At 28.8% G+C, this 26,345-nt stretch carries 21 protein-coding genes and 1 riboswitch; of the genes, 2 read left to right on the forward strand and 19 right to left on the reverse strand.

Annotation, left to right across the window (positions count from 1 at the left end; genetic code table 11):
- Positions 1-208: 208 nt before the first annotated feature.
- The 10 genes from KGF41_RS00565 to KGF41_RS00610 form a co-directional block, all read right to left on the reverse strand.
- Positions 209-1,711: a phosphomannomutase/phosphoglucomutase gene (locus KGF41_RS00565; protein WP_227856260.1), complete on the reverse strand. Its 1,503-nt coding sequence runs from the start codon at positions 1,709-1,711 to the stop codon at positions 209-211.
- Positions 1,712-1,818: 107 nt separating this feature from the next.
- Positions 1,819-2,484, reverse strand: a complete 666-nt coding sequence (locus KGF41_RS00570) for a ribulose-phosphate 3-epimerase (protein ID WP_227829230.1) — start codon at positions 2,482-2,484, stop codon at positions 1,819-1,821.
- Between the two features lie 32 nt (positions 2,485-2,516).
- Positions 2,517-2,963, reverse strand: coding sequence for a ribose 5-phosphate isomerase B (gene rpiB, locus KGF41_RS00575; protein ID WP_227829231.1), 447 nt, complete (start codon positions 2,961-2,963; stop codon positions 2,517-2,519).
- Between the two features lie 139 nt (positions 2,964-3,102).
- On the reverse strand, positions 3,103-4,023 hold the full coding sequence (locus KGF41_RS00580) for a transketolase family protein (RefSeq protein ID WP_227829232.1): 921 nt from the start codon (positions 4,021-4,023) through the stop codon (positions 3,103-3,105).
- Between the two features lie 2 nt (positions 4,024-4,025).
- A complete protein-coding gene (locus tag KGF41_RS00585; protein ID WP_227829233.1) occupies positions 4,026-4,838 on the reverse strand; it encodes a transketolase in 813 nt (270 codons plus the stop codon).
- Positions 4,839-4,929: 91 nt separating this feature from the next.
- On the reverse strand, positions 4,930-5,961 hold the full coding sequence (locus KGF41_RS00590; protein ID WP_227432711.1) for a zinc-binding dehydrogenase: 1,032 nt from the start codon (positions 5,959-5,961) through the stop codon (positions 4,930-4,932).
- Positions 5,962-7,014 (reverse strand): galactitol-1-phosphate 5-dehydrogenase, encoded by a 1,053-nt coding sequence (locus KGF41_RS00595; RefSeq protein ID WP_227432710.1) that lies wholly within the window; start codon positions 7,012-7,014, stop codon positions 5,962-5,964.
- Between the two features lie 130 nt (positions 7,015-7,144).
- Positions 7,145-8,419 (reverse strand): PTS galactitol transporter subunit IIC, encoded by a 1,275-nt coding sequence (locus tag KGF41_RS00600; protein ID WP_227482790.1) that lies wholly within the window; start codon positions 8,417-8,419, stop codon positions 7,145-7,147.
- A gap of 57 nt (positions 8,420-8,476) precedes the next feature.
- Positions 8,477-8,752: a PTS sugar transporter subunit IIB gene (locus KGF41_RS00605; protein WP_021385190.1), complete on the reverse strand. Its 276-nt coding sequence runs from the start codon at positions 8,750-8,752 to the stop codon at positions 8,477-8,479.
- 67 nt (positions 8,753-8,819) lie between these two features.
- Entirely contained in the window at positions 8,820-9,278 is a 459-nt protein-coding gene (locus KGF41_RS00610; protein WP_227829234.1) for a PTS sugar transporter subunit IIA, read from the reverse strand.
- 488 nt (positions 9,279-9,766) lie between these two features.
- Here KGF41_RS00610 and KGF41_RS00615 point away from each other — a divergent pair, with 488 nt between their 5' ends.
- Positions 9,767-11,245: an arylsulfotransferase family protein gene (locus tag KGF41_RS00615; RefSeq protein ID WP_227856261.1), complete on the forward strand. Its 1,479-nt coding sequence runs from the start codon at positions 9,767-9,769 to the stop codon at positions 11,243-11,245.
- A gap of 507 nt (positions 11,246-11,752) precedes the next feature.
- Here the strand turns inward: KGF41_RS00615 and KGF41_RS00620 are convergent.
- From KGF41_RS00620 to KGF41_RS00650, 7 genes are all read right to left on the reverse strand, one after another.
- Positions 11,753-14,677, reverse strand: coding sequence for a sigma 54-interacting transcriptional regulator (locus tag KGF41_RS00620; protein ID WP_227829236.1), 2,925 nt, complete (start codon positions 14,675-14,677; stop codon positions 11,753-11,755).
- A 136-nt stretch (positions 14,678-14,813) separates the two neighbouring features.
- The gene (gene fsa, locus KGF41_RS00625; RefSeq protein WP_003423115.1) at positions 14,814-15,464 is read right to left on the reverse strand and encodes a fructose-6-phosphate aldolase; all 651 of its coding nucleotides are present in this window, start codon (positions 15,462-15,464) and stop codon (positions 14,814-14,816) included.
- A gap of 57 nt (positions 15,465-15,521) precedes the next feature.
- Complete coding sequence (locus KGF41_RS00630) at positions 15,522-16,094, reverse strand: xanthine phosphoribosyltransferase (RefSeq protein WP_227829237.1); 573 nt, start codon at positions 16,092-16,094, stop codon at positions 15,522-15,524.
- A 187-nt stretch (positions 16,095-16,281) separates the two neighbouring features.
- A riboswitch (purine riboswitch) is annotated at positions 16,282-16,383 on the reverse strand.
- Positions 16,384-16,489: 106 nt separating this feature from the next.
- A complete protein-coding gene (locus tag KGF41_RS00635) occupies positions 16,490-17,641 on the reverse strand; it encodes a mannitol-1-phosphate 5-dehydrogenase (protein ID WP_227829238.1) in 1,152 nt (383 codons plus the stop codon).
- 18 nt (positions 17,642-17,659) lie between these two features.
- Entirely contained in the window at positions 17,660-18,082 is a 423-nt protein-coding gene (locus KGF41_RS00640) for a PTS sugar transporter subunit IIA (protein WP_227432702.1), read from the reverse strand.
- A 30-nt stretch (positions 18,083-18,112) separates the two neighbouring features.
- Entirely contained in the window at positions 18,113-20,242 is a 2,130-nt protein-coding gene (locus tag KGF41_RS00645) for a BglG family transcription antiterminator (RefSeq protein ID WP_227850091.1), read from the reverse strand.
- Between the two features lie 36 nt (positions 20,243-20,278).
- Positions 20,279-21,700, reverse strand: a complete 1,422-nt coding sequence (locus KGF41_RS00650) for a PTS mannitol transporter subunit IICBA (RefSeq protein ID WP_227829240.1) — start codon at positions 21,698-21,700, stop codon at positions 20,279-20,281.
- A gap of 621 nt (positions 21,701-22,321) precedes the next feature.
- Between KGF41_RS00650 and KGF41_RS00655 the strand changes: the two genes are divergently transcribed.
- Complete coding sequence (locus tag KGF41_RS00655; RefSeq protein WP_227829241.1) at positions 22,322-23,821, forward strand: IMP dehydrogenase; 1,500 nt, start codon at positions 22,322-22,324, stop codon at positions 23,819-23,821.
- Between the two features lie 77 nt (positions 23,822-23,898).
- On the opposite strand, the gene KGF41_RS00660 is transcribed toward KGF41_RS00655, so the two are convergent.
- Entirely contained in the window at positions 23,899-25,056 is a 1,158-nt protein-coding gene (locus KGF41_RS00660) for a toxic anion resistance protein (protein ID WP_227829242.1), read from the reverse strand.
- Positions 25,057-25,174: 118 nt separating this feature from the next.
- Positions 25,175-26,092 (reverse strand): 5-bromo-4-chloroindolyl phosphate hydrolysis family protein, encoded by a 918-nt coding sequence (locus KGF41_RS00665; protein WP_227829243.1) that lies wholly within the window; start codon positions 26,090-26,092, stop codon positions 25,175-25,177.
- Positions 26,093-26,345 lie beyond the last annotated feature (253 nt).

Below are 26,345 nucleotides of genomic sequence, written 5' to 3' on the forward strand. Positions count from 1 at the left end.
TATACCTTTTAGTGCGATATTAATACATTTTAAATTATATTTCTCTATAAATCATCATGTATTTCATCTCTCTGTATTTATAATATCACATAGAATTTCCATAATCAGTTACATATCTGTTACCTAAGATTACAATTTTGTAATATTTGTAATCTTAGGTATAAATTTACATCCATTCTTTAATATAAGTGTATGTTTTTTATTAATCCTAAAGACCTTTTAAGTCATATTTTTCTAGGAAAAGTTTTAATTCAGAGTAAATTTCTTCTGCTCCACCAACTTTATTTGATTCAATATTTAAAGCTAACAATGGCTCATGTAATGATATTCTAAGTAAAAACCAACCATCTCCATTTGCTTCATTACAATTAACTCTTATACCTTCAAAGTTATTTGGTGCAACAGACCATCCATCAACATCATTAACATGAGAATCTAATTCTTTTAATATATCTTCTGCATATGGTCTAAAATCTTCTTTATTGATGCCTATTCTAACTTCTTTTTCTTCCTTTGCTTCTTCAAGGTTTTCTATCAATTCTTCTATAGTCTTTCCTTCTAAAGAAAGTTTTGCAACTTTTATTAAAATTTTAGCTATTAAATATGCTCCATCATCTAAAAAATAATTTTCTTTTAAAGCAGCATGTCCAGATGTCTCTATAGCTAAATGGCACTCTTCACCTTCACTATTTAATCTTATAGCTTCATTTATTACATTTTTATATCCTCTTTTAAATCTATGATGTCTTCCTCCTAATTCGCTTATGAATTTAGCAAGACCTTCTGAAGTAATAGAATCAGTTACTATAGCTGTATTTGGATGTTCTTCTAATATTATTGATGATATAACAGCTATAAGAGCATTTTTATTTATTGGTTTACCATTTTTACCTACAATAGCAGCTCTATCTACATCTGTATCAAATATTATTCCTAAATCACTCTTATTATCTAATACGGCTTTACAAATGCTTTCCATTGCTTCTTTATTTTCAGGATTTGGTATATGATTTGGGAACATACCGTCTGGGTTCAAAAATTGACTACCTGTTGTATCTGCTCCCAGTATGTGTAAAACTTTTTCAGCAAAAAAACCTCCAGCTCCATTTCCTGCATCAACTAGTATTTTAAGTCCAGAAAAAGGCTTTTCATAGTTTTTACTTGAGTTTACACCTATTCTAATTTTATCTATCAATAAATTAGAATAATCTTCTACTAAATTTTTTACTACAACTGTACCTTTTTTGTCTACTCTTTCAGACTGTACACTATCATTTTTAACAGCTATATCCAACATTTCTTTTATATCTGTTTTTTCTAGACCACCATTTTCTGTAAAAAACTTTAATCCATTATAGTAATAAGGTAAATGGCTAGCTGTAATCATAATTGACCCATCAGAGTGGTATCCATCCATAATAGTTGTCATAAACATTGCTGGTGTTGTAGCAATCTCACAATCAATTACATTACAATTATCATTGATTAAAGTTTCAATAACAGTGTTTCTAAATTGACTCCCTGTTATTCTAGAATCAGTTCCTATTGCAACAGTTATTTTATCTTTTTTAGTTTTTTCTTTTAACCAAATATGAAATGCTTTAGCTATTTTTTTTACTTCTTCTACAGTTAAATTAACTTCCTTAGAATCATTTTTATATGCTATTCCTCTAATATCTGTCCCATTTTGCAGTTTGTATATGTCACCCATAAACATTCTCCTTACTCAATTAAAATTTTTATTAAATATTATAAAATTCCTAATTTATTTAAAATTTACATTATCTAAATATACAAATTTTATAATTTTATTATTAACTATTTTATACTTTCTTTTAGCTCTCTTATCTTCTCTTTATATGAAATTGGAGGCTTGTCATTAAATAAAGCTGATGTACCAACAACATATATATCGACTTTTTTGCCATTCATAAGTCTAATAGTATCTTTATTTATATTTCCATCAACTTCTATAAATGGAGGATTATCATAATCTTTTAATATCTCTGTAAGCTTATCTAACTTATCTAAAACAGAGAGATTAAACTTTTGACCTGCAAATCCTGGATTTACTGTCATTACTAAGATACCCTCAACTAAACCTATATATTCTTCTATTTTATCTACACTAGTTTGGGGACTTATTGCTAACACTGGCCCTATTCCATAATCTCTCAACTTTTGTATATCAGCTTTTACATCTGTGCTTGATTCCACATGAAAAGAAATATACTTTGGCTTTATATAAGACATCATATCAATATACTTATTTGGAGTTTCTGTAGCTAAATGAATATCTAAAGGTATAGTTGTATTTTCGCTTATTGACTTTAATAGTTCTGGTCCCATGGCTAAGTTTTTGACAAATATTCCATCCATAACATCACAGTGAAGCAATTTTACATCAGCCTCTTCAAGAGCTTCTAGTTCTTTTTTTAAGTTCATTTGGTCTGCACACATTATTGAAGCACAAATAATAGACATAACTTTCCTCCTTAGTCATAAATTTTCATTATTTATAAGTTTTCATTTTCTATATCATCAATCATTTGTAATCTTCTTGCATGTCTTTCTCCATTATAACTTGAATTTAACCATTCTTCAACAATTCTCATTGCTAATCCTTTTCCAATAACTCTTTCCCCTAAACAAAGTACATTTGTATTATTGTGTTCTCTCGTAGCTTGGGCTGAAAAACAATCTGACACAACTGCTGCTCTAATTCCTTTAAATTTATTTGCGGCAATAGACATACCTATTCCTGTACCACAACAAAGTATACCTAAATCTGATTTTTTACTTTGAACATTTTGACTTACTTTTTTTGCATATATTGGAAAATCTACACTTTCTTTTGAATTTGTTCCTACATCTTCAACTTCTATACCTTTATTAATTAAGTTTTCTTTTATAAATTCCTTTAACTCGTAACCACCATGGTCACACCCAATAGATATTTTCATTAAAAAGCACCCCTTTTTATATAATATTTTACAATTATCGTAAAAATAAAGCTGTCCCATTGTAGAAATTTCTTTCTATTTTTAAGACAGCTTTAATTGATTTATATCAAATCAATTTATTATTCAATGATATTTACATCTATAATAATTCTTTTATATTTTTTACTATATCTTCAGTAGTTAATCCGTAATGTTTTAATAAGTCTGCTGGTGTACCTGATTGACCAAATACATCCTTAACACCAATTCTTCTAACTACTACATCTTTAGTTTCTGCTAAAGCTTCACATACAGCTGAACCTAAACCACCAATTATACTGTGCTCTTCTGCTGTAACTACTTTTCCAGTTTTCTTAGCACTTTCTTTTATTAATGTTTCATCTAAAGGTTTTATTGTAGATATATTAACAACTTCTACATTTACACCTTCTTTAGCAAGTTCTTCTGCTGCTTCTAATGCTTTTGCTACCATTATTCCTGTAGCTATTACTGTTATATCAGAGCCTTCTCTTAAAACAGTTCCTTTTCCTATTTCAAATTTATAGTTTTCACTGTTTACATCTGGAGTTGCAGCTCTACCTAATCTTATATATACAGGTCCATTATAATCAATAGATGCAAATAGTGCTTGTCTTGCTTCTAAAGCATCTGCTGGATTTAATACAACCATATTTGGTATACCTCTCATTAAAGATATATCTTCTATAGCTTGATGACTTCCTCCATCTTCTCCTACTGTTACTCCTGCATGAGTAGCTGCTATTTTAACATTTAAGTTTGGATATGCTACAGAGTTTCTTATTTGCTCATAGCCTCTACCTGCTGCAAATATTGCAAAAGTACTTGCAAAAGGTATCTTTCCACAAGTAGCAAGACCTGCTGCTGTACCAATCATGTCACCTTCTGCTATCCCCATATCAAAAAATCTATCTGGGGCAACTTCTTTAAATGATATACTTTTTGTAGCTTTTCCTAAGTCTGCATCCAATACTACTATATCTTTATTTTCTGCAAGTTCTTTTAATACTTGTCCGTAAGCTTCTCTAGTTGCTATTCCCATTCCTATAGACCTCCTTCTAAATCTTTCAATGCTTGTTCTGCTTGTTCTGCATTTGGAGCTGTTCCATGCCATGCAGCATTGTTTTCCATAAATGAAACACCTTTACCTTTTACAGTCTTAGCTATTATTACTGTTGGTTTTCCTGTAACTTTTTTAGCTTCATCTATTGCATTTCCTATTTCATCAAAACAATGTCCATTTATTACTATTACATTCCATCCAAAAGATTTAAATTTGTCATCTACTGGACTAACATTCATTACTTCTTCATTAGAACCATCTATTTGTAATCCATTTAAGTCAACAAATGCAATTAAGTTATCTAATTTATAATGTGATGCTGTCATTGCAGCTTCCCATACTTGACCTTCTTGGATTTCTCCATCACCTAATATAGTATACACTGTGTAGTCTTTGTTGTCTAATTTACCAGCTAGCGCCATACCATTTGCAGCAGATAAACCTTGTCCAAGAGAACCAGTAGACATATCTATTCCTGCTACTTTTTTCATGTCTGGATGTCCTTGTAACTTAGAACCAAATTTTCTAAGTGTCAATAATTCTTCTTCTGGGAAAAATCCTTTTTCTGCTAATGTAGCATATAAAGCTGGTGCTGCATGACCTTTTGATAGAACAAATCTATCTCTATCATCCATTTTTGGATTTTCTACACATATGTTCATTTTATCAAAATATAACACTGTTAACATATCAGCTATTGATAATGAACCACCTGGATGCCCGCTTTTAGCTTCTGCAACCATTTTTATTATGTTTTTTCTAATATTATTAGAATGATCTCTAAGAGTGCTCATACTTTTTTCCTCCTGTTATTTTTTAAGACCTTACATTTTTTTATCCTACAGTAGATTTTACAATTTTTTTTAAAATAATACAAATGTTTTTTTAAGATTTTACTGCAACTTTTATTTCTTCTCCGTTCATTAAAGCTGTAATACCCTCTTTAAATTCGTCTAAACCAACAGTTCTTGTAACTAATGCTTCTGTATTTACTTTTCCACTAGCCATTAAATCTAATGCTATAATCCAAGAACTTGGTTTTTGTGATCTACTTCCAATATATTGTAACTCTCTTTGAATTATTGCTTCTTGATCCATTTCATTTAGTTTTTTAGCAAATATTCCAACTTGTACGAAAGTTCCTTTCTTTCTAAGTAATCTTAAAGCTTCATTAACTGCTGGCATAAATCCAGAACAATCAAATCCTTTATTTACTCCATTTCCATCAGTCATTTCATTTACTACATCTGCTAGACTTTCTTCCATTACGTTTACAGTTCTATCTACTCCAAGATTTTTAGCTATTTCTAATCTTTCTTTATCTTTTGTAACACCAGACATTATAACTGTAGCACCTTGAGATTTAACAACTTGAGCTAATAATAAACCTATTGGCCCTGGTCCTATTATTAATACTGTATCATCACTTTCTATAGTAGTTTTTTCAAGAGCTGCATGAACACAACAAGCTAGTGGCTCTGTAAGAGCTGCTGATAATAAAGATACATTTTCAGGAAGTACATGTATGCTTTCCTCTCTTGATAATACATACTCAGCAAAACTTCCATCTGCTTGAGTACCAATACCTTTTCTAGTTGGGCATAAATTGTAGTCTTTAGTTGCACAATATATACATTTTTCACAAGTTGCAAAAGTAGTTTCTGATGTAACTCTATCTCCTACTTTTATATTTTTAACATCTTCACCAATTTCTACGACAATTCCAGAAAATTCATGACCTAAAGTTACTGGAGCTTTTATATTTGCATATTCACCTTTAAATGAATGTATATCTGAACCACATATACCACTGTATTCTACTTTTATTTTAACTTTATCTCCTGTAGCTTTTGGCTCTTCTACCTCTAATACTTCTACATTATCATAACCTGGTTTAGTTTTAACTACTGCCTTCATTTATTTTTCAACCCCTTGTGGTAAAATTAATATCTTATTAAATTCTTCTTTTCTATCTCTTATCATTTCAAATGCTTTATAAGTATCTTCAAGTGAAAATCTATGAGATACCATTTCTTTTAATTTTATTTTTCCTTCATTAACTAAAGTGATTCCTTTAGTCCATTCTTGTCCTGGGAATGGTGCAGAATAAGAATTCCAGAAACCTTTTAACTCTAGTTCTTTTCTAAATATATTTTCAAATGCTTCCTCAGATAAAGTTATATCTGAATATGCTATTCCTAAAAATCCTATTTTACTTTTCTTTTTAGTTATAAGTAAACATTGTTCCTGAGTTATTTTAGAACCTGCACATTCAAGTGCTATATCAACACCTTTTCCACCAGTAAGTTCTTTTATTTTTTCTACTGGATTTACATCTTTAGCATTAATTATTATATCAGCACCTAATTCTTTTGATTCTCTTAATTTATTATCAGATATATCAACTGCTATAATTGTTCCAGCTCCTGCTATCTTAAGTCCTTGTATTACTAGTTGACCCATTGTTCCACTACCCATTACAGCTACAGTATCTCCAACTTGGATACCTATATTAAGTACTCCATGCATAGCAACTGCAAGTGGTTCTATCATAGCAGCATCTTCAAAATCCATGTCTCCTATTGGTAAAACATTTGTAGCTTTTATGTTTGCATATTCTGCAAAAGCTCCAAAAGTTTTAGCTCCTAACATACCATGGTCATCACATAATGAAAATAACCCTCTCTTACAATATTCACATTCATTGCAAGGTATAAAAGGAATTGCAACTACTCTATCTCCAACTTTTACATTTTTTACATCCTTACCAACTTCTGCAATTACTCCAGAAAATTCATGCCCTGGTATAGCTGGAACTGGATATTTCCAATGTTTTAATACTCTTGGAGGATCTGACCCACATATTCCTGCTGCCATAACTTTTATTTTTACCTCATCACTTTCACATGGTTTTATTTCTATATCTTCAAATCTCATATCATTTGTGCCATGTAATACTGCTGCTTTCACGATAAATCTCCTCCTTTTGTATTTTGTATTTTTTAAAAATTTATAAAAAATATTACTCTTTTCTAGTAGCTGCTAAATGTTAAATTTTCGCATACTTTACTAAAAAAGAGTAATCTCTATTAACTAAATATTAGAATATTCCAAGTGAAGAAACTAATTGAGATAATTTCAGTATTCCCCATTTTAGTAAGTTACCACCTGTATCTATACTTGTAACCATTGTTGTTCCTTCTGGCATCATATTTGCTTGTTGTAATAATTGCGTATGAACATCTGCAAAATTTGTAGCCATATAAAGTGATATAGCTATTACTATAGTTCCTGTTATAACTGATTGAACTATATTACCTTTTCTAAAACATACTATAAATGCCATATAGAATGGTATTGTTGCTAAGTCACCAAATGGTAAAACTTTATTTCCTGGTAATATAACTGCTAAGAATAAAGTTATAGGAACAAGTATAAGAGCTGTTGATATAACTGCTGGATGTCCAGTTGCTACTGCTGCATCTAGACCTATATAAAGTTCTCTATCTCCATATTTTGCTTGTAAGAAATCTCTTATTGATTCTGAAATTGGAATTAAACCTTCCATCAATATTCTAACCATTCTAGGCATAAGTAACATTACTGCACCCATTGATATACCTACATTGAATATTCCTGCTACATCGTATCCAGCAAGCGCTCCAAGTATTATCCCTAGTATAATCCCCATCATCATTGGTTCACCAAATATACCGAATTTTTTTTGTATAGAATCTGGGTCTGCTTGTATTTTATTTATTCCTGGTATTTTTTCAACAAATTTACCTACTAAATATCCAAGTGGAGCAAATGAAGCTGTTGAACCAGTTGGTAATGCTATACCTTCCAAATCATAAAACTCCTGAACATTCTTGGCTGTTTTTTCTGCAATAAATAGTACTAATAATTCCATTAATATCGCACAGAATATAGCCCAGATATAACTTCCTGTTACTATATATCCAACTGCACCTGCTACTATAAAGTGCCAATAATTCCATATATCAACGTTTAATATCTTTGTTTTATTGAAGTATAATAATAGTAAGTTTACTAATAAACAAACTGGTATTAATATTGGTGCAACTGGTGAAGCCCATGTTGCTGATGCTGTTGTTGGCCAACCAACATCTATTACTGTTAAATTAAGTCCAAATCTCTCAACCATTCCTTGAGCTGCTGGCCCTAGTGTTGAAGTTAATAGGTTTACAACTAAGTTTATACCCACAAACCCTATACCAATTGTAAGACCTGATTTTAAAGCTTTTGTAAACTTAATTCTAAATATCATTCCTAAGACTACAATTGTTATTGGTAGTATTACTGTTGGTCCCATGTTTAAAATATACTGTACTACTGCTAATAATTTATCCATTTATAAATCCTCCTTTTTCTGTTTTTTAAATATGATTTCAATTTATTTATGCTAGGATTATTTTAAAGCATCTAATATTTTCTTATCTAATGCTGCTGTATTTACTCCAGTTATATATGCTGTTGCTTTTATTGCTGGTATATTATAAGTTGTTGGTAATATAGTTGTTGATACTATTAAATCTGCTCCATCTTGCTTTGTTGCACATTCAGCTATTTTGCATTGTATAACTTCTGCTTGTATATTATTTTCTTTAACTAATCTTTCTACCTTGTCACAAACTACTGTTGATGTTGCTATTCCTGCTCCACATGCTACTAATATTTTTTTCATTTTTATTTCCTCCTAATAATTTTTATTGTCTTATTTTTATTGTTAGTACTTTTTATTATTTTATTTTTTATAAAGACTTTATTGTCTTTAAAACTTCTTCTTTGTCAGTAGAATCTATTAGCTTCTCAACTAATTCTTTATTTTGCATAATCCCCATCAATTCTGTTAATACAGATAATTGACTGTGTGGTTGATTAAGCCCCAAAACGAAAGCCAAATTTACAGATACTTTTTCATCTTGGTCTTCCATAGAACTAAATACTACTGGTTCATTAAAAGTACAGACTGCTATAAATTGTTCTTTAATATATTCTGCATCTGTATGTGGTATTGCTACTCCATAATCACCTAAGTTTAAGCCTGTTGGAAATACATTTTCTCTTCCTAGTATTTTTTCTCCAAATTCTTCTTTTACAAAGCCTAATTCAAAAACTTTATTATGTATTTCCTTAAAGAAATCTTCTTTTGTTTTACAATCCATTTTAAGGTTTATAACTTTATCACTTACAAAATTTATAAACTCCATATTTGCACCTCCTAATTGCTCTTATCTCATATCTTGTTTTTCTTGCCTTTATATAAAGCATATACCGTGCCAAAAAGTGGCTTTTTTTGTGAAATAAAAGAAAACATTTTCCTCGAAATAATGTTCAATTGTAGGATTTTAGCCGACTTTCATAGATAAATTTTTTTTAATTTTTATTTTAATTTTTACTTGTTAAGCACTTAACTATCCATATATTTTTATATTTTCGTGGTTTTTTTTGTTACAGAAATGGTTTTTTTATTTTTTATGGGTGGTTTTTTCTGTTTGTTAGTTATTTTATAAAATAATTCAATCTAAATAGCATTAATTTTCATATTTGTTGTTTAGTTATTTTAGTGTGAATAAATTTTCATGTAATTGTCTAGCAAAATTCACGTTACGCATAATTAAATTCATAGTATGTTTTTATTTATATAATAAAATCAATATGAAAATATAAAAAACTTAATATGAAAAGGGGATTAAGAATGAAAAGAAAAAATTTATTAAAGATAGTATTTTTATGTAGTATTCTATTTGTTTCTGGTATTTTCGTAAAACAAGTCTTTGCATCTCAAAGTAATTCGAAAAAAACACTTAATATAACTATAAATGGTTATGATGTAACACTATCTAAGGAAGGGATTTTTAATAGTCAAAACGTAAAACAACTTAATTCAACAAATCAAAATAGTATAACAATAAAAAATCCTAAAAATGTAAACAGTGTCAAAATAGATGATAAAGAAATTAATGTAAATAATAAATCTACTTTTAAGTTAAAAGAAATCAATAGCTCTTCTAAAATAAAAATATCTGTAATATATAATGGTGAAAACTCATATAGAAATTATTATATAAACTCTCTTTCAAAAGATTTTCCAAAGTATACTGTTACTGCAAATAGCCCTTATGATGGTGATTATTATCTTACTACACACAATGAAGAACATAATTTTGTATTTAAATTAAATAACCAAGGAAATATAATTTTTTACAAGGAAGTCGAATCAAATCCTTTTGATTTTAAAAAAATAACTACAGATGATGGTAAAATTAGATATGGATATTTACTTCAAGATAAAGACTCAACAAAGCGAATAAGTTCTGTTGGATACTCACCATCATATCTTGTAATATTAGATGAAAATTATAATGAAATAAATAAAATTACTATGGAGAAAAGTAAAAACATAGAATCTGGTACTGAGTTAGAAAACCATGACTTTATATACATAGATGATAATCACTATATTGTTTCTAGTTATCAAAAGACTAAGGCGACAAATATTCCTTCAAAATTGAGTAAAGGAAATTCTCCTTATGTAGTAAATAGTGTATTACAAGAAATAAAGGATGGGAAAGTTGTATGGCAGTGGGAAAGTATTGATTATGAAAAGCTATATGAAGAAAGTGCTGAACAAAATAATTTTAGCGAAAAAAGTGATACATCCTTAGACTATGTACATTTTAATTCTATGACTATCGACCCAAAAGACGGAAATCTAATCTGCTCATTTAGAAATTTAGATGAAGTTATTAAATTAGATAGAAAAACAGGAGAAATTATTTGGACTTTAGGAGGATTGGGTGATGAGTTTGATTTAACAGATAATCAAAAGTTCTCAAGACAACATAATGCTAGAATTACAGATGATGGATATATAACTTTATATGATAATGGTGTAAAAAATAAATCTACAAGAGTTATTAAAATAAAATTAGATGAAGAAAATAAAAAAGTTACTGAATATCACTCATATAACATAAATGACTACTACAAATATATGGGGTCAGTTCAAGAAATAGATAGTGAAAAAGATGTGTTTTTAGTTGGAACTGGTGGAAAGGCTGGAGAAGAACAAGACTTAGTGGCTATGGAAAAAGATTTTTCTAATGATAAAGTTTATTTTAAGTTTTCATTCAAAAGTGGTGAAAGCATGTATAGATGTTATAAAATCAAGTAGCACATATTTAGAAAATATAAATCTCTAAAATATACAATAAATCCTGCAATAACAATGAAAATGTCCATGTTTACCTGCAGGATTATTCATTTTTCATCAATCAGTATTTTTTATAAAACTCACACTTCCTTTAGTTTTCTTCCCTGTAGCAGTAATTTTATATGTTCCACTTTCATCAACCTTTACTTGAAATGTACTTGTCTTGAGATTCTTCCCTTAGAAAACAGGCTTTTTATCATCTTCTTGTATGAAATTATTTTCTAAATAATTATGATGACCACTCTGTAATTTTTTAACATAATAACTTATCCTTATTATATCTTCTATATTTTAGTTTTAAAATAGTTTATATATTCTATTTATCAATAAAGAAGGCTAATCCTATAAAATCATATAAATCAATTTCATAGAATTAGCCTTATATCAAGTAATTAACTACTTAGCAATTAAATAATTTTAAATTTTATACTAAAGCAAATTTTTTGTGTCTATCTTTTCTATACTTAGTTAACTTAATATCTTTTTTATTTCGTTTTTATCTTCAGTATTTAATAAAACTTCTAAAGTATGTTGGTCATTAATCTTTGAAAATAAGCTTCGTATTTCTTTCTTATTATTTTCTTTAAGTGCCAGTAGTACCACTAAATCTACCATAAATTTATTGTCCCATACTATGGGCTTATTTAATCTTGCTATAGCTATTGCTGGCTTTATAACATTTTCTGGAAGTCCATGTGGTACAGCAACTTTTGAAGCCATTACAACACTTCCCATAGCCTCTCTTTTATACACACTTAATATATATTTTGAGTCTACATACCCACCTTCTTCAAGCTTTGATACAAGAGTATCGATTATATACTCCTTTGAGATTCCTTCAAAATCATATAAAATCAAATCTTCATGTATTAAATTATTCAATTGATTATCGCTACTCAAAGATGGTTGTTTATTATTTAAATGTTCTAATACCTTGTTAATTCCATTTTTTCCAAGTACCTCATTATAAGAAATAAAAGGTACATTTTTATAATCTATATCAATTGTGCCACAAATAGCAATAATATTATATTCAGCTTCAATGTCATTTAACTCATCTTCTAAATTATTATTTAAAAAAGCAATTGGCTTTACTTCAATTGAAGCATCGTATTCCTCAATTTGCTTTTCTATATGTTCCTTTAAGTTTAAAGCTGTGCCTACCCCACTTAAACATAATGTAATAATTACATTTTTCTTTCCATATTCATTTTTTCTATAACTAAATTTATTTGTGTTTACCATAGCATAATTTTTATTTTTCTTTAAATCCGCTATTATACCATCTAAACTTTTTCCTTCAATTGTAGCCAATTTTCCTGCTTCCATTGCTAATAATGTATCCACCCTATTTACAGTCTTGCATCTAATACCAAGTCTTTTTTCAACCTCATCACCAAGGATTACTAAAGAACCCATATCAATTAGAACTAAAATTCCTTTTTGTGCTTCTATCTTTTTAAGTTCTTCTAATACATGTTCTATTCCTTCTGATGGTGAATCTGTAAGTGCTATTTCTATACCCAATGTACATTCTATACCAAGGATATGATTTACAACATTAGACATTTCAATTCCAACCTTACCATGTGTAACTATAACTACTTTTACTTTATCTTTTATACTTTCTTCATTGTAACAAAATTTATTTATATAATATGCTAAATATCCAAGTTCATCCTCTGGGAATGTAACTTGTGTTAAATCTTCCACTATTCCCATTACATATCTGGATAATTCATATTCCATTGGCATTGATGCTTTTATCTTATCCAAACTTGGATTTATTATAGTTTTTCCATCTTTTATTCTATCTATAGCATGCTCAATATGAATCGCTAAAGCTAAATACAACCCTTGATTTACATGTTTAAATTGCTCTTTAATAAATACAATTACTTTGTCCATTATCTCTAGTGTGTATTCTTTTAACTGTCCTCCCCAATCTATTCGACTTCTTCTATCAGACAAGTTTTTATTGTTTTTAATAGCATTAAATTTATTATCTAATTTTTCTATAAATGCATTTTTTAATTCTTCTTCTGAAAAACACTTACTTTCTAGAACCTTCAATTCTTTTTCTGCATAATTGTATATTTCACTTATCTCATTATCAGACAAAATTCTATTTTTTCCACTTACTAACTCACTAATATCTATATATATATCTTCAACTGAAAACTCAGAATACTTTTCATCTTCACAATTACAATCATAATATCCACTTTTTATATAATCTCTTAAGCTATCTAAATCTATAATTACCTTGTCACTAGAAAATATTGCCTTACTAAAAGCTCTAGCACAAGTTACTTGTATATCACTCTTTAACTGCCCTATATTCCCAGTACATTTATAATTCATAAGTGCACACATCACTTCTTTAGTTATTATAAAGTTTTTATTTACTCTTTTTGCTTCTCTTTCAAAGAATTTTATTATTATTTCATATCTTTCAGATTTCGGTCTTTCACTCATATTAGGTAAATTTATTACCATTGGTATACGTCTTCTAAATGTTTGAAGTAAATTAGAATCTGGATTTTCTGTTGTAGCACTTATTATGAGAACATTTGCCTTTCTATTAGAACTACTCTCTCCTAATCTCCTAAATTCACCTCTATCTATTAAAGAAAATAATATCTCTTGACCAGCAGCAGGTAATCTATGAATTTCATCCAAAAACAAAATTCCATTATTTGCTTGCTCTACAAGACCCTCTCTATTTGCATCTGCTCCTGTGTATGCACCTTTTACCACTCCAAACAGCTGAGCTATCAATAGGTTAGGATTTTCTGCATAATCTGCACAGTTAAATACTATGAATGGACTATTTTCTTCTTTGATATTATTTTTCACAGCATATTTGTACATACATGTGGCTAATTCACTCTTACCTACACCTGTTTCCCCATATATTATAGTATGAAGACCATTAGGAGGATACATGATTGCTGATTTAGCTAGGTTTACTTTCTCTTTCAAACTGCCTTTTATACCTATTAATTCTTCAAATCCATCCTCTTCTACAGCCTTACTAACTTTTACATGCTTTCCAGAGGATACTAGTTCTTTATCTTTTATTTCAGCTTTCGGTTGGCTTAAATTTTCTTCTTTTAGTAATTTTGATACTGCACTTCTTGATATATTATAGCCATTTTCGGTTAAAATTTCAGTTATTTTTCTTTCAGACATTTGTGGATTCTCATTTACAATCTTAGATATATCTTTTATTAAGATTTGTTTTCTTCTTTCTCTTGAATCTAAAATATTATTTTTTTTTCTAACTGCTATTACTTCAGACCTAGCTACATTTAATATTTCAGCAAGTTCTTGGTCAGTGTATGGATTTTTCTTGTCTTCTCTTTGTATCTCTCTTAATATTTTATCCATATTTCGCCTCCTTACTTTAAATTTTAGTTTATTTCAATATATTATACACCAAAATAAGACTAGGCAAAATAGCCTAGCCTTATTGCTTAGAATTTCCATAAGAACTTCTCTTATACTTATAATCATATTTCTATAATTATAATTTTAAAGAAGCACCTTCCCAATCCTTCATAAAGCTATCTATTCCTTTGTCTGTCAAAGGATGCTTAATCATTTGGTTTATAACTTTAAGAGGAACTGTTGCTATATCTGCTCCCATTCTAGCAGCTTGTAAAACATGTATTGGATTTCTAACACTAGCAACTATTATTTGAGCCTCAATACTATTTACACTAAATATATCAACAATTTCTTCAATTAAATCAAGACCATTTTGTGATATATCATCTAATCTTCCAACAAAAGGACTTACATATGTAGCTCCAGCTCTAGCAGCTAAAAGAGCTTGTCCAGCAGAGAATATAAGTGTAACATTAGTTTTTATACCTTTACTAGATAATACTTTTACTGCCTTTAAACCTTCTGCTGTCATAGGTATTTTTATAACTATATTTTTATGTATCTTAGATAATTTTTCTGCTTCTTCTATCATACCCTTGTGCTCTAAACTTATTACTTCTGCACTTATCGGCCCATCTACTATCTCACTAATTTCTTTAACTACTTCTATAAAATCTCTACCTTCTTTAGCTATTAGAGATGGATTTGTAGTCACTCCACATATTACACCTAAATCATTTGCTTCTTTTATTTCTTCAATATTAGCTGTGTCTATAAAAAATCTCATTTAAAAAATCCTCCATAATTAGAATATGTGCTAAACACAAGTATATAATATCATAAATTATCTAAATTTTACAGTTCCATTATCTATAGATTCAACTACTGCTAAAGATTCTAATCTTACATCATTGGCCTTTAAAAGTGCTCCTCCAGCTTGGAATCCTTTTTCAATAACAATCCCTACTCCAACTAAGTTTGCATTTGCTTGCTCAATTAAATCTTTAAGCCCAAGAGCTGCCCTTCCATTAGCTAAAAAATCATCTACTATCAATATGTTTTCACCTTCGTTTATGTACTTTTTAGAAACTTTTACTGCATATTCTTTTGCCTTAGTAAATGAATATACATTAGTTTCATACACATCTTTATCTAAATTTTTAGATTCTGATTTTTTTGCAAAAACTACAGGCGCATTATCAAAGTATTGTGAAACAATTGATGCTATAGCTATCCCCGAAGCCTCTATTGTAAATATTTTATCCACTTTTTCTCCACTAAATCTTTCTTTAAACTCTCTTCCTATTTCATTTAAAAAAGCTACATCAATTTGATGATTTAAAAAACTATCGACTTTTAGTATATCATTTCCTGAAACACTACCTTCTCTTAATATCTTTTCCTCTAAAGCCTTCATTGTACTCCCACCTAAACCTTTCTAAATTATATTAATCTTAATAAAAAAAATTATATTCTCTTTAATTTTACTATCTACATTGCTTGTATTTTATCTTAGAATACTAAAAAAGCTCCTGTCTATATCATAGACAGGAGCTTAAAATTCAAAGTAACCAACTTAATATATAATTTAAAATAAGTATAAACTATATCATCTTCACTCCTGTAGTTAAGCTATTATTGGTAGCTTAGTAGAAACATTTGAACCATATTATCAAAAGTATACAGGTAAACATATTAATTTATTCTTTTTAATTATATATTATAATTCTCTATTATTCAACAAATAATTCAAACTGTGTAGAATAAAACATTCATTAGTTACTTGACAAAATCCAACCTTTTTAAGTAAACTTATAGATTTTCCATAAAGATATAACTTTTTTCTATATTATCTAGAAGTACTTCATCATTGCTTATATTAGCTATTTTAGAAATAGCTTTTTTTACTCCATTAGACTTTATTAGTTCTTGCAATTCTACACTTTGAGCATCTTCACTATTATTATAATGAAGTGCTGCACCTATTCCAAGAATTAAATTATCAACTGTTAAACCATATGATTTTGCTGTCATTAGAGGCTTAATCAATCTGTCTTTATCGCTTAATTTTCTAAGCGGCTCTCTTCCAACTCTGACTACATCATCATTAAGATATGGATTTTTAAATCTGTTTAAAATCTTATCAATATATTTATAATGTGCTTCTGAATCAAAATTATATTTTTTGATTAATCCTTCTCCACTTTCTGTCATTGCATTTTTCACTATATTACAAATATATTCATCATTTATACTTTCTTCTATTGTTTTGTATCCTTTTAAGTACCCTATATAAGCAGTTATAGCATGGCCTGTATTTAGTGTAAACAACTTACGTTCTATATAAGCCATAAGGTTATCAGCTAAATTCATTCCAACTATATTAGGTATTTCTCCTTTAAATCCTTGCTTTTCAACATTCCACTCATAAAAATTTTCAACGGTTACATCAAGAGGATTCTCATTTTTACCAGGAGGAACTATTCTATCAACTGAACAGTTAGGGAAACCAATATATTTCTCTAAATAGTCTGCTTCTTCTTTATTTAGACACTTAAGTATTTCCTCTTTTAAAGAAGAACTTGCATATATCGCATTTTCACAAGCTATTATATTTAAATTATTTGTTAATCCTTTTTCTTTTCTAGTTTTTATACCTCTAGCAATTGTAGGTGCTATTTTAGTTAAAACTAAAGGACCAACTGCTGTGGTTATTATTTCAGCTTCTACAATCTCGTCTATTATTTCTTCTTTTATAGATGAAACTGCACTTATATTGTCAATTACTTCATCTACACATTCTACATCTCTTATGTGTATAGTATATTTTTTATCTTTATTTATTGAATTTAATATTTCTTCATTAACATCAGCAAATACAACATGATAACCTGACTTAACTAACAAACCTCCAATAAATCCTCTCCCAATATTTCCTGCTCCAAATTGGATTGCCTTTTTCATTTTAAGTTCCTCCTAAGATTAGTTGGCAAAAGCTTCCATAAAAGCTTGTTTGTCATTTGAATTTTTTAGTCTCTCTGTTAAATCATCATCTAAAACTATTGCTATATTAGATAGTATCTCTAAATGCTCATCTCCAACACCAGCTATTCCTATTAATAAATATGCCTTTTCTCCATCAAAGTCTATACCATTAGGGAATTGTAGTATCACTATTCCAGAAGATAATATTTCTTTTTTCGCTTCATTTACACCATGTGGAATAGCAACACCCATTCCCATATATGTAGTCATTACCTTTTCTCTCTCCAACATTGCTGGTATATATTCTTCTTTTACATATCCATTTTCAAATAATTTTCTTCCTGCTAAAGTTATAGCTTCTTCCTTTGAAACACTATCTAATCCTAAAAATATATTATTCTCATTTAATACTTTACTCATAATATCAACCTTCCTTTTTTAATGTAAATTTTATTTATCTATTAATGTTTTTAATTTATTTGTATAAAAATTAAAAACTATACCTTTTATTTCTAATATTATCTCTTGTATAGAAAATTTGTTTATTTTATTAGTAAAAACAAAATTATCTATTAATGAGCCACTTATTTCACTCATTATTTGTCTTTGATAACTTGGTGAATTTTTAGGAAGTAACATAAAAACCACATTTTCAATTTCTTCCTTGGAATTTAGTTTTATGTTATTTTCTAATCTTATTATTGCTAACTTCATAATATCTATTCTTTCACTCATACAATGTAATAATAAAATCCTTGATTCTTCTATATATGGAATTGATATTTTTAATCTTTCTTCTAAGGATTCTTTTATAGATATTACATCTTCACTAGATTCTACAAATATTTTTGATGAATCCATAATAAGTTCATCTAAGTTTTTACTTTTAAATTTTTTAAATTGAATTTCATCTAAAAACTTAAGAATATCTCTTCCTATGTTCATGCTTTCTGTTATCTGTTCATATACTTTATTTTTATTTTTAGTATCATCTTTTACTTTTAAATCCATTAATTTGTTTTGAGCTATAGACTTTATTTTTTCTTTGATTATCAACTCATCATCTGAACTCATAAATGGACCTACACATATATAATCTAAGTTTGTATTTAGTTCCACTGTAGATACAATTAAATCGACTTCTTTTTCTTTTAAATATTCTTCATCTATGTTTATAGCTGAAATAGTTTCAAGTATATTTAGATTGGGAAATTTATTTTCAATTTTAGTCGATAAAAACCTTGAAGTACCTATTCCAGTTGGACATGCTACAACAATATTCAGATTAGTATACATCATTAGATTTTTTTCTATGGCTGATGCAAAATGCATTGCAATATATCCTATTTCAGATTCAGGTATTAAATTTATATTTAGCTTATCTTTTATGATTTTAGAAATTTTTTCAACTCCATTATAAGCATATGAATACTTAGTTTTTATTTCATCTAAAAGAGGATTTCTTATTTCTAATCCCATATTCAATCTGTTTATAGAAGGTCCCAGGTGGTTTGCTAGGTCTTTAAATAATCTTTCATCATTTTTAAGACTTATCTTAAATTCATCTTCTGCTAAATCTATCATTTTATTTGTAATGTCCATCACTTCTATATCATCTAAGTTTAACTCTTTATGACTTGAAGATGACCTTTGCTTTGCACCTCTAATATGCATAGTTATATATCCAACTTCATCTAATGGTATATCCATACTAAAATCAACTGCTATACCTTTTACGATTTCTTGCGCTAATTTAAACTCTTCGGTTAAAGATAATTCCTTTAGAAAATTTTTCTCCATGGTTATATTCTCACCATTTTTTATCCTCTGTAAAGCTAGTGAAATATGAACTACAAGACCTATATATGCACTATCAGCTAAATTTACATCTAATTCAGAAAGCTTCTTTGTTAATGTACTTTCAACTTTTCTTATTATGCACTTGTCCATTAAATTTAAAAGTCTATTTTCACTTAAAATTTCTATTGCTTTATCAGTTTGTATATTCTCACTTATATTTCTAACCATGTCCAATATTTCTTTTTCATTAAATGAGTCATATATAAGGTTTACATATGCTTCTCTAAAGTTTTTTTCCTGACCTTTGAGATACACACCAAGCCCTGGTTTTCTAATAAGCTCAATATCAAATCTTTCTAACCATTCACTTGCTAATGTAAAATCATTGTTTAGTACCCCTTCAGATACCTTTAATATTTTTGCAAAGTAATAAGATTTTACTGGCTCATTAGAAACTAGTAGCTTTGATAATATAATTAAATTTCTTTCTTCTTTACTGTATTCTTTTTCTATTTTTTCTTCTTCTAACAACTCAATGATAAAATTTTGATTTTCTATATTTTCTTCTAAAATCAAACCTACACCTGGTTTTTTTACAAAATTAAAATCATTTTCATCAAACCATTTTTCAATTCCTGACATATCTCTAAGTACAGTTCTTGAGCTTAGCTCTAACTCTCCTGCAATCTCAGAAATGGTTATTGGAATATTCTTTTTAGAATTTTCTACTATCATGAGTATTATCTTTTTTTGTCTAGATGTAATCTTCTTTTTTTTCAAATTTATCCACTCCTAATCAGTGGTACTTTTTATTTTTTATTTAGATTCTAATCTTTTAAACAGTATATCTAAATTTGGGTCATTTAAAAAGTTATTTATTGAGACTATCTCAACATTTGAATTATTTTTGGCAACTCTTTCAACTAATGTATTGTGAGTTACTACTATTTGTGTATCATCTGGAAGATTATCAACAGATGAGTTTGTAATTTCTATATCTAAATTTAAGTTTTTTATTCTATTTTTAAATCTAGAAGCTCCCATTGCACTAGAACCCATTCCTGCATCACATGCAAATACAATCTTCTTAATTTCATTTAATTCAAGTTGCTTTTCTTCAACTTTTTTATCCGAACTTTTGCTTGCAGATTTCATATCACTCATCTTTGCTTTAGCTTCTTCTAAAGTACCATCTTCTTCACTTTGATTTGCTGAAGCTCTCTTAACAAATGGTGCTGCCACTAAGAATGATACAGCTGTCGCAACTGCAACCCCTGCTAATACTGGAAGTAATCCTCCTTTTGGTGCTAGTGCCATAAGTGCAAATATACTTCCTGGTGATGGTGCTGCTACAAGTCCAGCTCCTAATATTGAAAAAGTTAATATTCCTGCTGCTCCACCTGCCATTGTAGCTAATATTAAAACTGGATTCATTAATATATATGGGAAGTAAATTTCATGGATACCACCAAGGAAATGTATTATTACTGCTCCTGGGGCTGATTGTTTTACACTTCCTCTACTAAACATCCAATATGCTAATAGAACACCTAATCCTGGTCCAGGGTTACTTTCTAATAAGAACATTATAGATTTACCTGCTTCTTTTGCTTCAGCTATACCTATAGGACCTAATATACCATGGTTTATTGCATTGTTTAAGAACAGTACCTTTCCAGGTTCTATAAATACTGAGACTAAAGGTAATAAACTTTTACTAACTATAAATTGCACTCCTGATTCTATAAGAGCTGTACCTGCTACTATAGCTGGTCCAATTGCATAAAAACCTAATATTGCAAGAAGCATACCTATTATACCTATTGAAAAGTTATTTACTAACATTTCAAATCCTGTTGGTATTTTTCCATCTACAAGTTTATCAAACTTCTTGATTACCCATCCTGCAAATGGGCCCATTATCATTGCACCAATAAACATTGGTATATCAGCTCCAACGATTACTCCCATAGCTGCTGCTGCACCTATTACTCCCCCTCTTTGTCCTGCTATAGCTTTACCACCAGTATATGCTATCAACAGTGGTAAAAGATATTTTATCATTGGATCGCCTATAGTGCTTAATTTTTCATTTGGCATCCATCCTGTTGGTATAAATAATGCTGTTATAAGACCCCATGCTATAAAAGCTCCTATATTTGGCATTACCATACCACTTAAAAATTTACCTACTCGCTGTATAGATGTCTTTATTGTCGATTGATTAGAACTGCTCATAATTTTACCTCCATTTGAATTATATTCTATATCGATATGATTCCCTTTTGTTATACTTTTATTATAGAGTTTATATTTTATAGTAACAACTTTAAGAAATCGTTTCTATGTCACTTACGATAATGACATTTTTCATTTTAGTTTTTGTTTAATTTTATTTATGTAGTATTTTAGAATATCAATCTTTATAAATAATACTATATTTATAAAGTACTTGTGTATTTGATGAATATCATAAAACCTTATACAAAAGTGATTAAGAATTTTACGAAATAAATTTTTTAGGGATACTTTTGGACATACTAATATAGATTTAATTAATTTATACTTTCAATAAAAAATGCTCTATACCCAATATTAGTAACAGGAGTATATAAACATAATGCAAGAGATTATATACTAAGAATTAACTTCAAATTAGCTACTACATTAAATAAAACCTTATTTAATATACAGTTTGATTGTGTAAAGCAACATATATTAAACAAATTCAGTTAAAATAGTTTAAATTTTTCAAAAATCTCAATATCTGACAAAATACTTTAATAAAATTAAAGAATAAGTTATAATTAATACTATCAATTATAATAAAGTATAAAAATATTAAGGAGTGATTAAAAAATGGCGTTTTATTTTGATACACCATCGCATACTTTCAGTGAGTACCTACTTGTACCAGGTTTCTCTTCTATTGATTGTATACCTGCTAATGTAAGTTTAAAAACACCTGTTACTAAATTTAAAAAGGGCGAGGAAGCAGATATTCATATGAATATACCTTTAACTTCTGCTATTATGCAATCTGTTTCTGATGACAAGATGGCTATTGCGCTTGCTAAAGAAGGCGGTATCTCATTTATATATGGTTCTCAAACTATTGAAAGTGAAGCTGCTATGGTAGCACGTGTTAAATCTCATAAGGCTGGATTTGTTGTGAGTGATTCAAATATTAAACCTGACAATACATTAAAAGACATACTTGAACTAAAAGAAAAAACTGGACATTCTACGGTTGCTGTTACTGAAGATGGTACTTCAACTGGTAAATTATTAGGTATTGTTGCGAGTCGTGATTATCGTATAAGTCGTATGGATTTAGATACTAAAGTTAGTGAATTTATGACTCCTATGTCATCCATAGTTTATGCTAACAAAGATGTTACTTTAAAAGAAGCAAACAATATTATATGGGACCATAAGCTTAATTCTCTTCCTGTACTTGATGATAATGGTAATCTTGTATATATGGTGTTCCGTAAAGATTACTCTTCTCATAAAGAAAATCCACTTGAACTTTTAGATTCTTCTAAAAGATATGTAGTTGGAGCTGGTATCAATACTAGAGACTTTGCTGAGCGTGTTCCTGCTTTAGTTGAAGCTGGTGCTGATGTTTTATGTATAGACTCTTCAGAAGGTTTTTCTGAGTGGCAAAAGATAACTCTTGATTTTATTCGTGAAAAATACGGTGATACAGTTAAGGTTGGAGCTGGGAATGTAGTTGACCGTGAAGGATTCCTTTACCTTGCTGAAGCTGGTGCTGACTTTGTTAAAGTTGGTATTGGTGGTGGTTCTATATGTATCACTCGTGAGCAAAAAGGTATAGGACGCGGACAAGCTACTTCTATAATTGAAGTTGCTCAAGCTAGAGATGAATACTTTGAAAAAACAGGTATTTACATTCCAATTTGTTCTGATGGTGGTATTGTTTATGACCATCATATAACTTTAGCTTTAGCTATGGGTGCTGATTTTATAATGCTTGGTAGATATTTCTCTCGTTTTGATGAGAGTCCAACTAATAAGGTTAATATAAATGGTAGTTACATGAAAGAATATTGGGGAGAAGGTTCTGCACGTGCTAGAAACTGGCAAAGATATGACCTTGGTGGAGATAAGAAACTTTCTTTTGAAGAAGGTGTTGACTCTTATGTTCCTTATGCTGGTTCTTTAAAAGACAATGTGACACTTTCTCTAAGTAAAGTTCGTTCTACTATGTGCAACTGTGGTGCTCTTAGTATTCCTGAACTTCAAAAAAATGCTAAGCTAACACTTGTATCTTCTACTAGTATAGTTGAAGGTGGAGCTCATGATGTTATGCTAAAAGATAACAGAAACTTATAATATAAATAAAAGTGTAGTTAATTGTAAAACAATCAACTACACTTTTTATTTTAATATAAGTTATTATTTATAAGTTATTATTTAACTGTAAATTCAAGAAGCTTACTTTTTAGTTCACTTTCTATTTTTGATAATTCAACTTCTGCTTCTTGTCTCTTTATTCTACCATCATTTTGTATCTTAACTACTTCATCAATAGTTGATATTAAAGATTGATTAGTTTTCTTAATTGTATCTATATCTACAATGCCTCTTTCTGATTCTTTAGCTGTTTCTATTGTTCCCATTTTCAATGTTTCTGCATTCTTTAGTAGAAGTTCATTTGTCATGTTACTAACTTCACGTTGTGCTTTCATAGCTTGATTCAAATGAGATATTCCAAGAGCAAGTACTATTTGATTTTTCCATAATGGAATAGTATTTACTATAGTAGATTGAATTTTTTCTGCCATTAGATTATTGCTATTTTGAACCAATCTTATCTGTGGAGCCATTTGAAGTGACACCATTCTAGTTAATTCTAAGTCATGAATCTTCTTTTCAAATCTGTCACAAAGTGAAACCATATCATTTACAGATTGAGCATCTTCTGTTGAACCAGACAGACTTGCTTTTTCTCTTAATTTTGGCATCTCAAGTTCTTTCATATCTTTTAGCCTTTGTTTCCCTGCTATAATATACATTGTAAGCTCTTTTGAATAAGCTAAGTTTAATTCATACATTTTATCAAGCATTGCTATGTCTTTCAATATTTTAACTTGATGCTTTTGAAGTTCTTTACTTACTTTGTCTACATTTACTTCTGCACTATCATACTTAGTTTTTAAATTTGAAATTTTATTATTTGCCTTTTTAAAAATCCCTAAAAAACCACCTTGTTCTTTTTCATCAGCTGAAAATGATTTTAAATCAGTAACTAGATTTGTAAGCATATCACCAACTTCGCCTAAATCTCTAGTTTTAACACTCTTTAAAGCGGTTTCCGAAAATCCTGCTACCTTTTTTTGAGCCCCAGCTCCATATTGCAAAATCATATTTGTATTTGTAATATCTATTTTTTCTGCAAACTCTTTTACCATTTTACGTTCAGCTTCTGATAGTTTTTCTTCTTCTGGGTCTTTTTCATTCTTTTTCATTAATAGGTCAGAATTATTTATATCATTTGTTTTTGTTTCTTCACCAAATGGGTCAAGTGTCAGTGTTGGCATAACTGGTATATCATCTAAATTATTCATCCTATACTTCTCTCCTCTTCCTTCATAAAGTACTAATTATATACTTATATCTTGCACATTTTTATCCTTTATAACTAATTAACTGTTCAAAAATAACAGAATATTTTTTATATTACAGTTAAAACTTTCCACCTGTTAATCCCTCTTGAACTAACATATTTTCTAAGACAGTAATATCTGTAGATATGTCAATAGCTTCATCCTCAAATAGAGAATCCAGTTGGTTCTCAAAAGCCACTACAATTGTACTCATTGTACTTTCAATACTCTCCATAGTTGTTGTTATATTTTCTCTGTCTATGCCTTGTTCTTCCAATGTATGATATGAATTTAAAAGCTTCAAAGTAGTTGGAATATAATAATCCATAAATTTTTGTATCTGAGTAAGTTTTGATGGGTCATGTTTTACAACATCAAATATTTTACTCGTAACATCTTCTACTTGTACAATTTTGCTGCACATTGATTCTGATTTAATATTTTCATTAGCTTCTTTTATTTGTCTCAAATAGTCCATTCCCTTTTTAATAATCATATCAACTTCATTACTATTCTCAACTTCATCTTCTTCAACTTCACACACTACATCTTCATACACTGGTGGAATTCCATCTTCATTTGTCAAGACAATTTGATTGTTTCTTTTATCAATATAAGTATTTATAAAGTAATTTTTATCTATCATCTTTTGCACATCTTTTATTATAAATTTTAATGATTTAGATGTGCTTTCTGCAATAAGTTCTACTGGAATAATATTTTTATTACTTATGATTGTACAGTATTTTTTGTAACGAGAAATTTGGTCTCCTAATCTTTTACCTTTAAAAATGCAAACTCCACCTATTATTAAAAATAAAGCACATACTTGAATAGGAAGTATAACTGCCCACCCAATTATAATTGAAATAGTTGACAATACTAAAGCTGATAGTGTGAATAAACCTACTAAACCCCATCCAACTATCTTTAAAAATTTACTTAAAAACGAATTTATTAATACAGATTTTTTAGAAAAATTCTCTGGTTTATACATGATTTATATCCTTTCATTTTTACTAATATTATTATTATATTTCAGTTTGATTATACAATTACTTACTTATTACTGTCAAGGAATTTGAAATTCTACAAATTATTTCAAATAAGGTAATAGACTTAAATGTAAGTACATTTTCTAACTAAAAATGTACTTACATTTAATGCTATACAAAAATAAGAGAACTTAATTTTAAGTAAATTTAAGTCCTCTTACTTTTTATATTTATATAATTATCATTATTTATATC

It is taken from the genome of Clostridioides sp. ZZV14-6150 (genome assembly GCF_020657875.1).
In the GTDB taxonomy this organism is placed as follows: Bacteria; Bacillota; Clostridia; order Peptostreptococcales; family Peptostreptococcaceae; genus Clostridioides.

Coding starts and splice junctions, on each gene's coding strand:
- KGF41_RS00610 (WP_227829234.1), bottom strand. CDS start 9,278: ATGGAGTTTATAAATTTTGTAAGTGATAAAGTTATAAACCTTAAAATG.
- KGF41_RS00600 (WP_227482790.1), bottom strand. CDS start 8,419: ATGGATAAATTATTAGCAGTAGTACAGTATATTTTAAACATGGGACCA.
- rpiB (WP_227829231.1), bottom strand. CDS start 2,963: ATGAAAATATCTATTGGGTGTGACCATGGTGGTTACGAGTTAAAGGAA.
- KGF41_RS00650 (WP_227829240.1), bottom strand. CDS start 21,700: ATGAGCAGTTCTAATCAATCGACAATAAAGACATCTATACAGCGAGTA.
- KGF41_RS00635 (WP_227829238.1), bottom strand. CDS start 17,641: ATGAAAAAGGCAATCCAATTTGGAGCAGGAAATATTGGGAGAGGATTT.
- KGF41_RS00615 (WP_227856261.1), top strand. CDS start 9,767: ATGAAAAGAAAAAATTTATTAAAGATAGTATTTTTATGTAGTATTCTA.
- KGF41_RS00565 (WP_227856260.1), bottom strand. CDS start 1,711: ATGGGTGACATATACAAACTGCAAAATGGGACAGATATTAGAGGAATA.
- KGF41_RS00620 (WP_227829236.1), bottom strand. CDS start 14,677: ATGGATAAAATATTAAGAGAGATACAAAGAGAAGACAAGAAAAATCCA.
- KGF41_RS00655 (WP_227829241.1), top strand. CDS start 22,322: ATGGCGTTTTATTTTGATACACCATCGCATACTTTCAGTGAGTACCTA.
- KGF41_RS00590 (WP_227432711.1), bottom strand. CDS start 5,961: ATGAAGGCAGTAGTTAAAACTAAACCAGGTTATGATAATGTAGAAGTA.
- KGF41_RS00665 (WP_227829243.1), bottom strand. CDS start 26,092: ATGTATAAACCAGAGAATTTTTCTAAAAAATCTGTATTAATAAATTCG.
- KGF41_RS00640 (WP_227432702.1), bottom strand. CDS start 18,082: ATGAGTAAAGTATTAAATGAGAATAATATATTTTTAGGATTAGATAGT.
- KGF41_RS00570 (WP_227829230.1), bottom strand. CDS start 2,484: ATGTCTATTATTTGTGCTTCAATAATGTGTGCAGACCAAATGAACTTA.
- KGF41_RS00605 (WP_021385190.1), bottom strand. CDS start 8,752: ATGAAAAAAATATTAGTAGCATGTGGAGCAGGAATAGCAACATCAACA.
- KGF41_RS00660 (WP_227829242.1), bottom strand. CDS start 25,056: ATGAATAATTTAGATGATATACCAGTTATGCCAACACTGACACTTGAC.
- KGF41_RS00580 (WP_227829232.1), bottom strand. CDS start 4,023: ATGGGAATAGCAACTAGAGAAGCTTACGGACAAGTATTAAAAGAACTT.
- fsa (WP_003423115.1), bottom strand. CDS start 15,464: ATGAGATTTTTTATAGACACAGCTAATATTGAAGAAATAAAAGAAGCA.
- KGF41_RS00585 (WP_227829233.1), bottom strand. CDS start 4,838: ATGAGCACTCTTAGAGATCATTCTAATAATATTAGAAAAAACATAATA.
- KGF41_RS00630 (WP_227829237.1), bottom strand. CDS start 16,094: ATGAAGGCTTTAGAGGAAAAGATATTAAGAGAAGGTAGTGTTTCAGGA.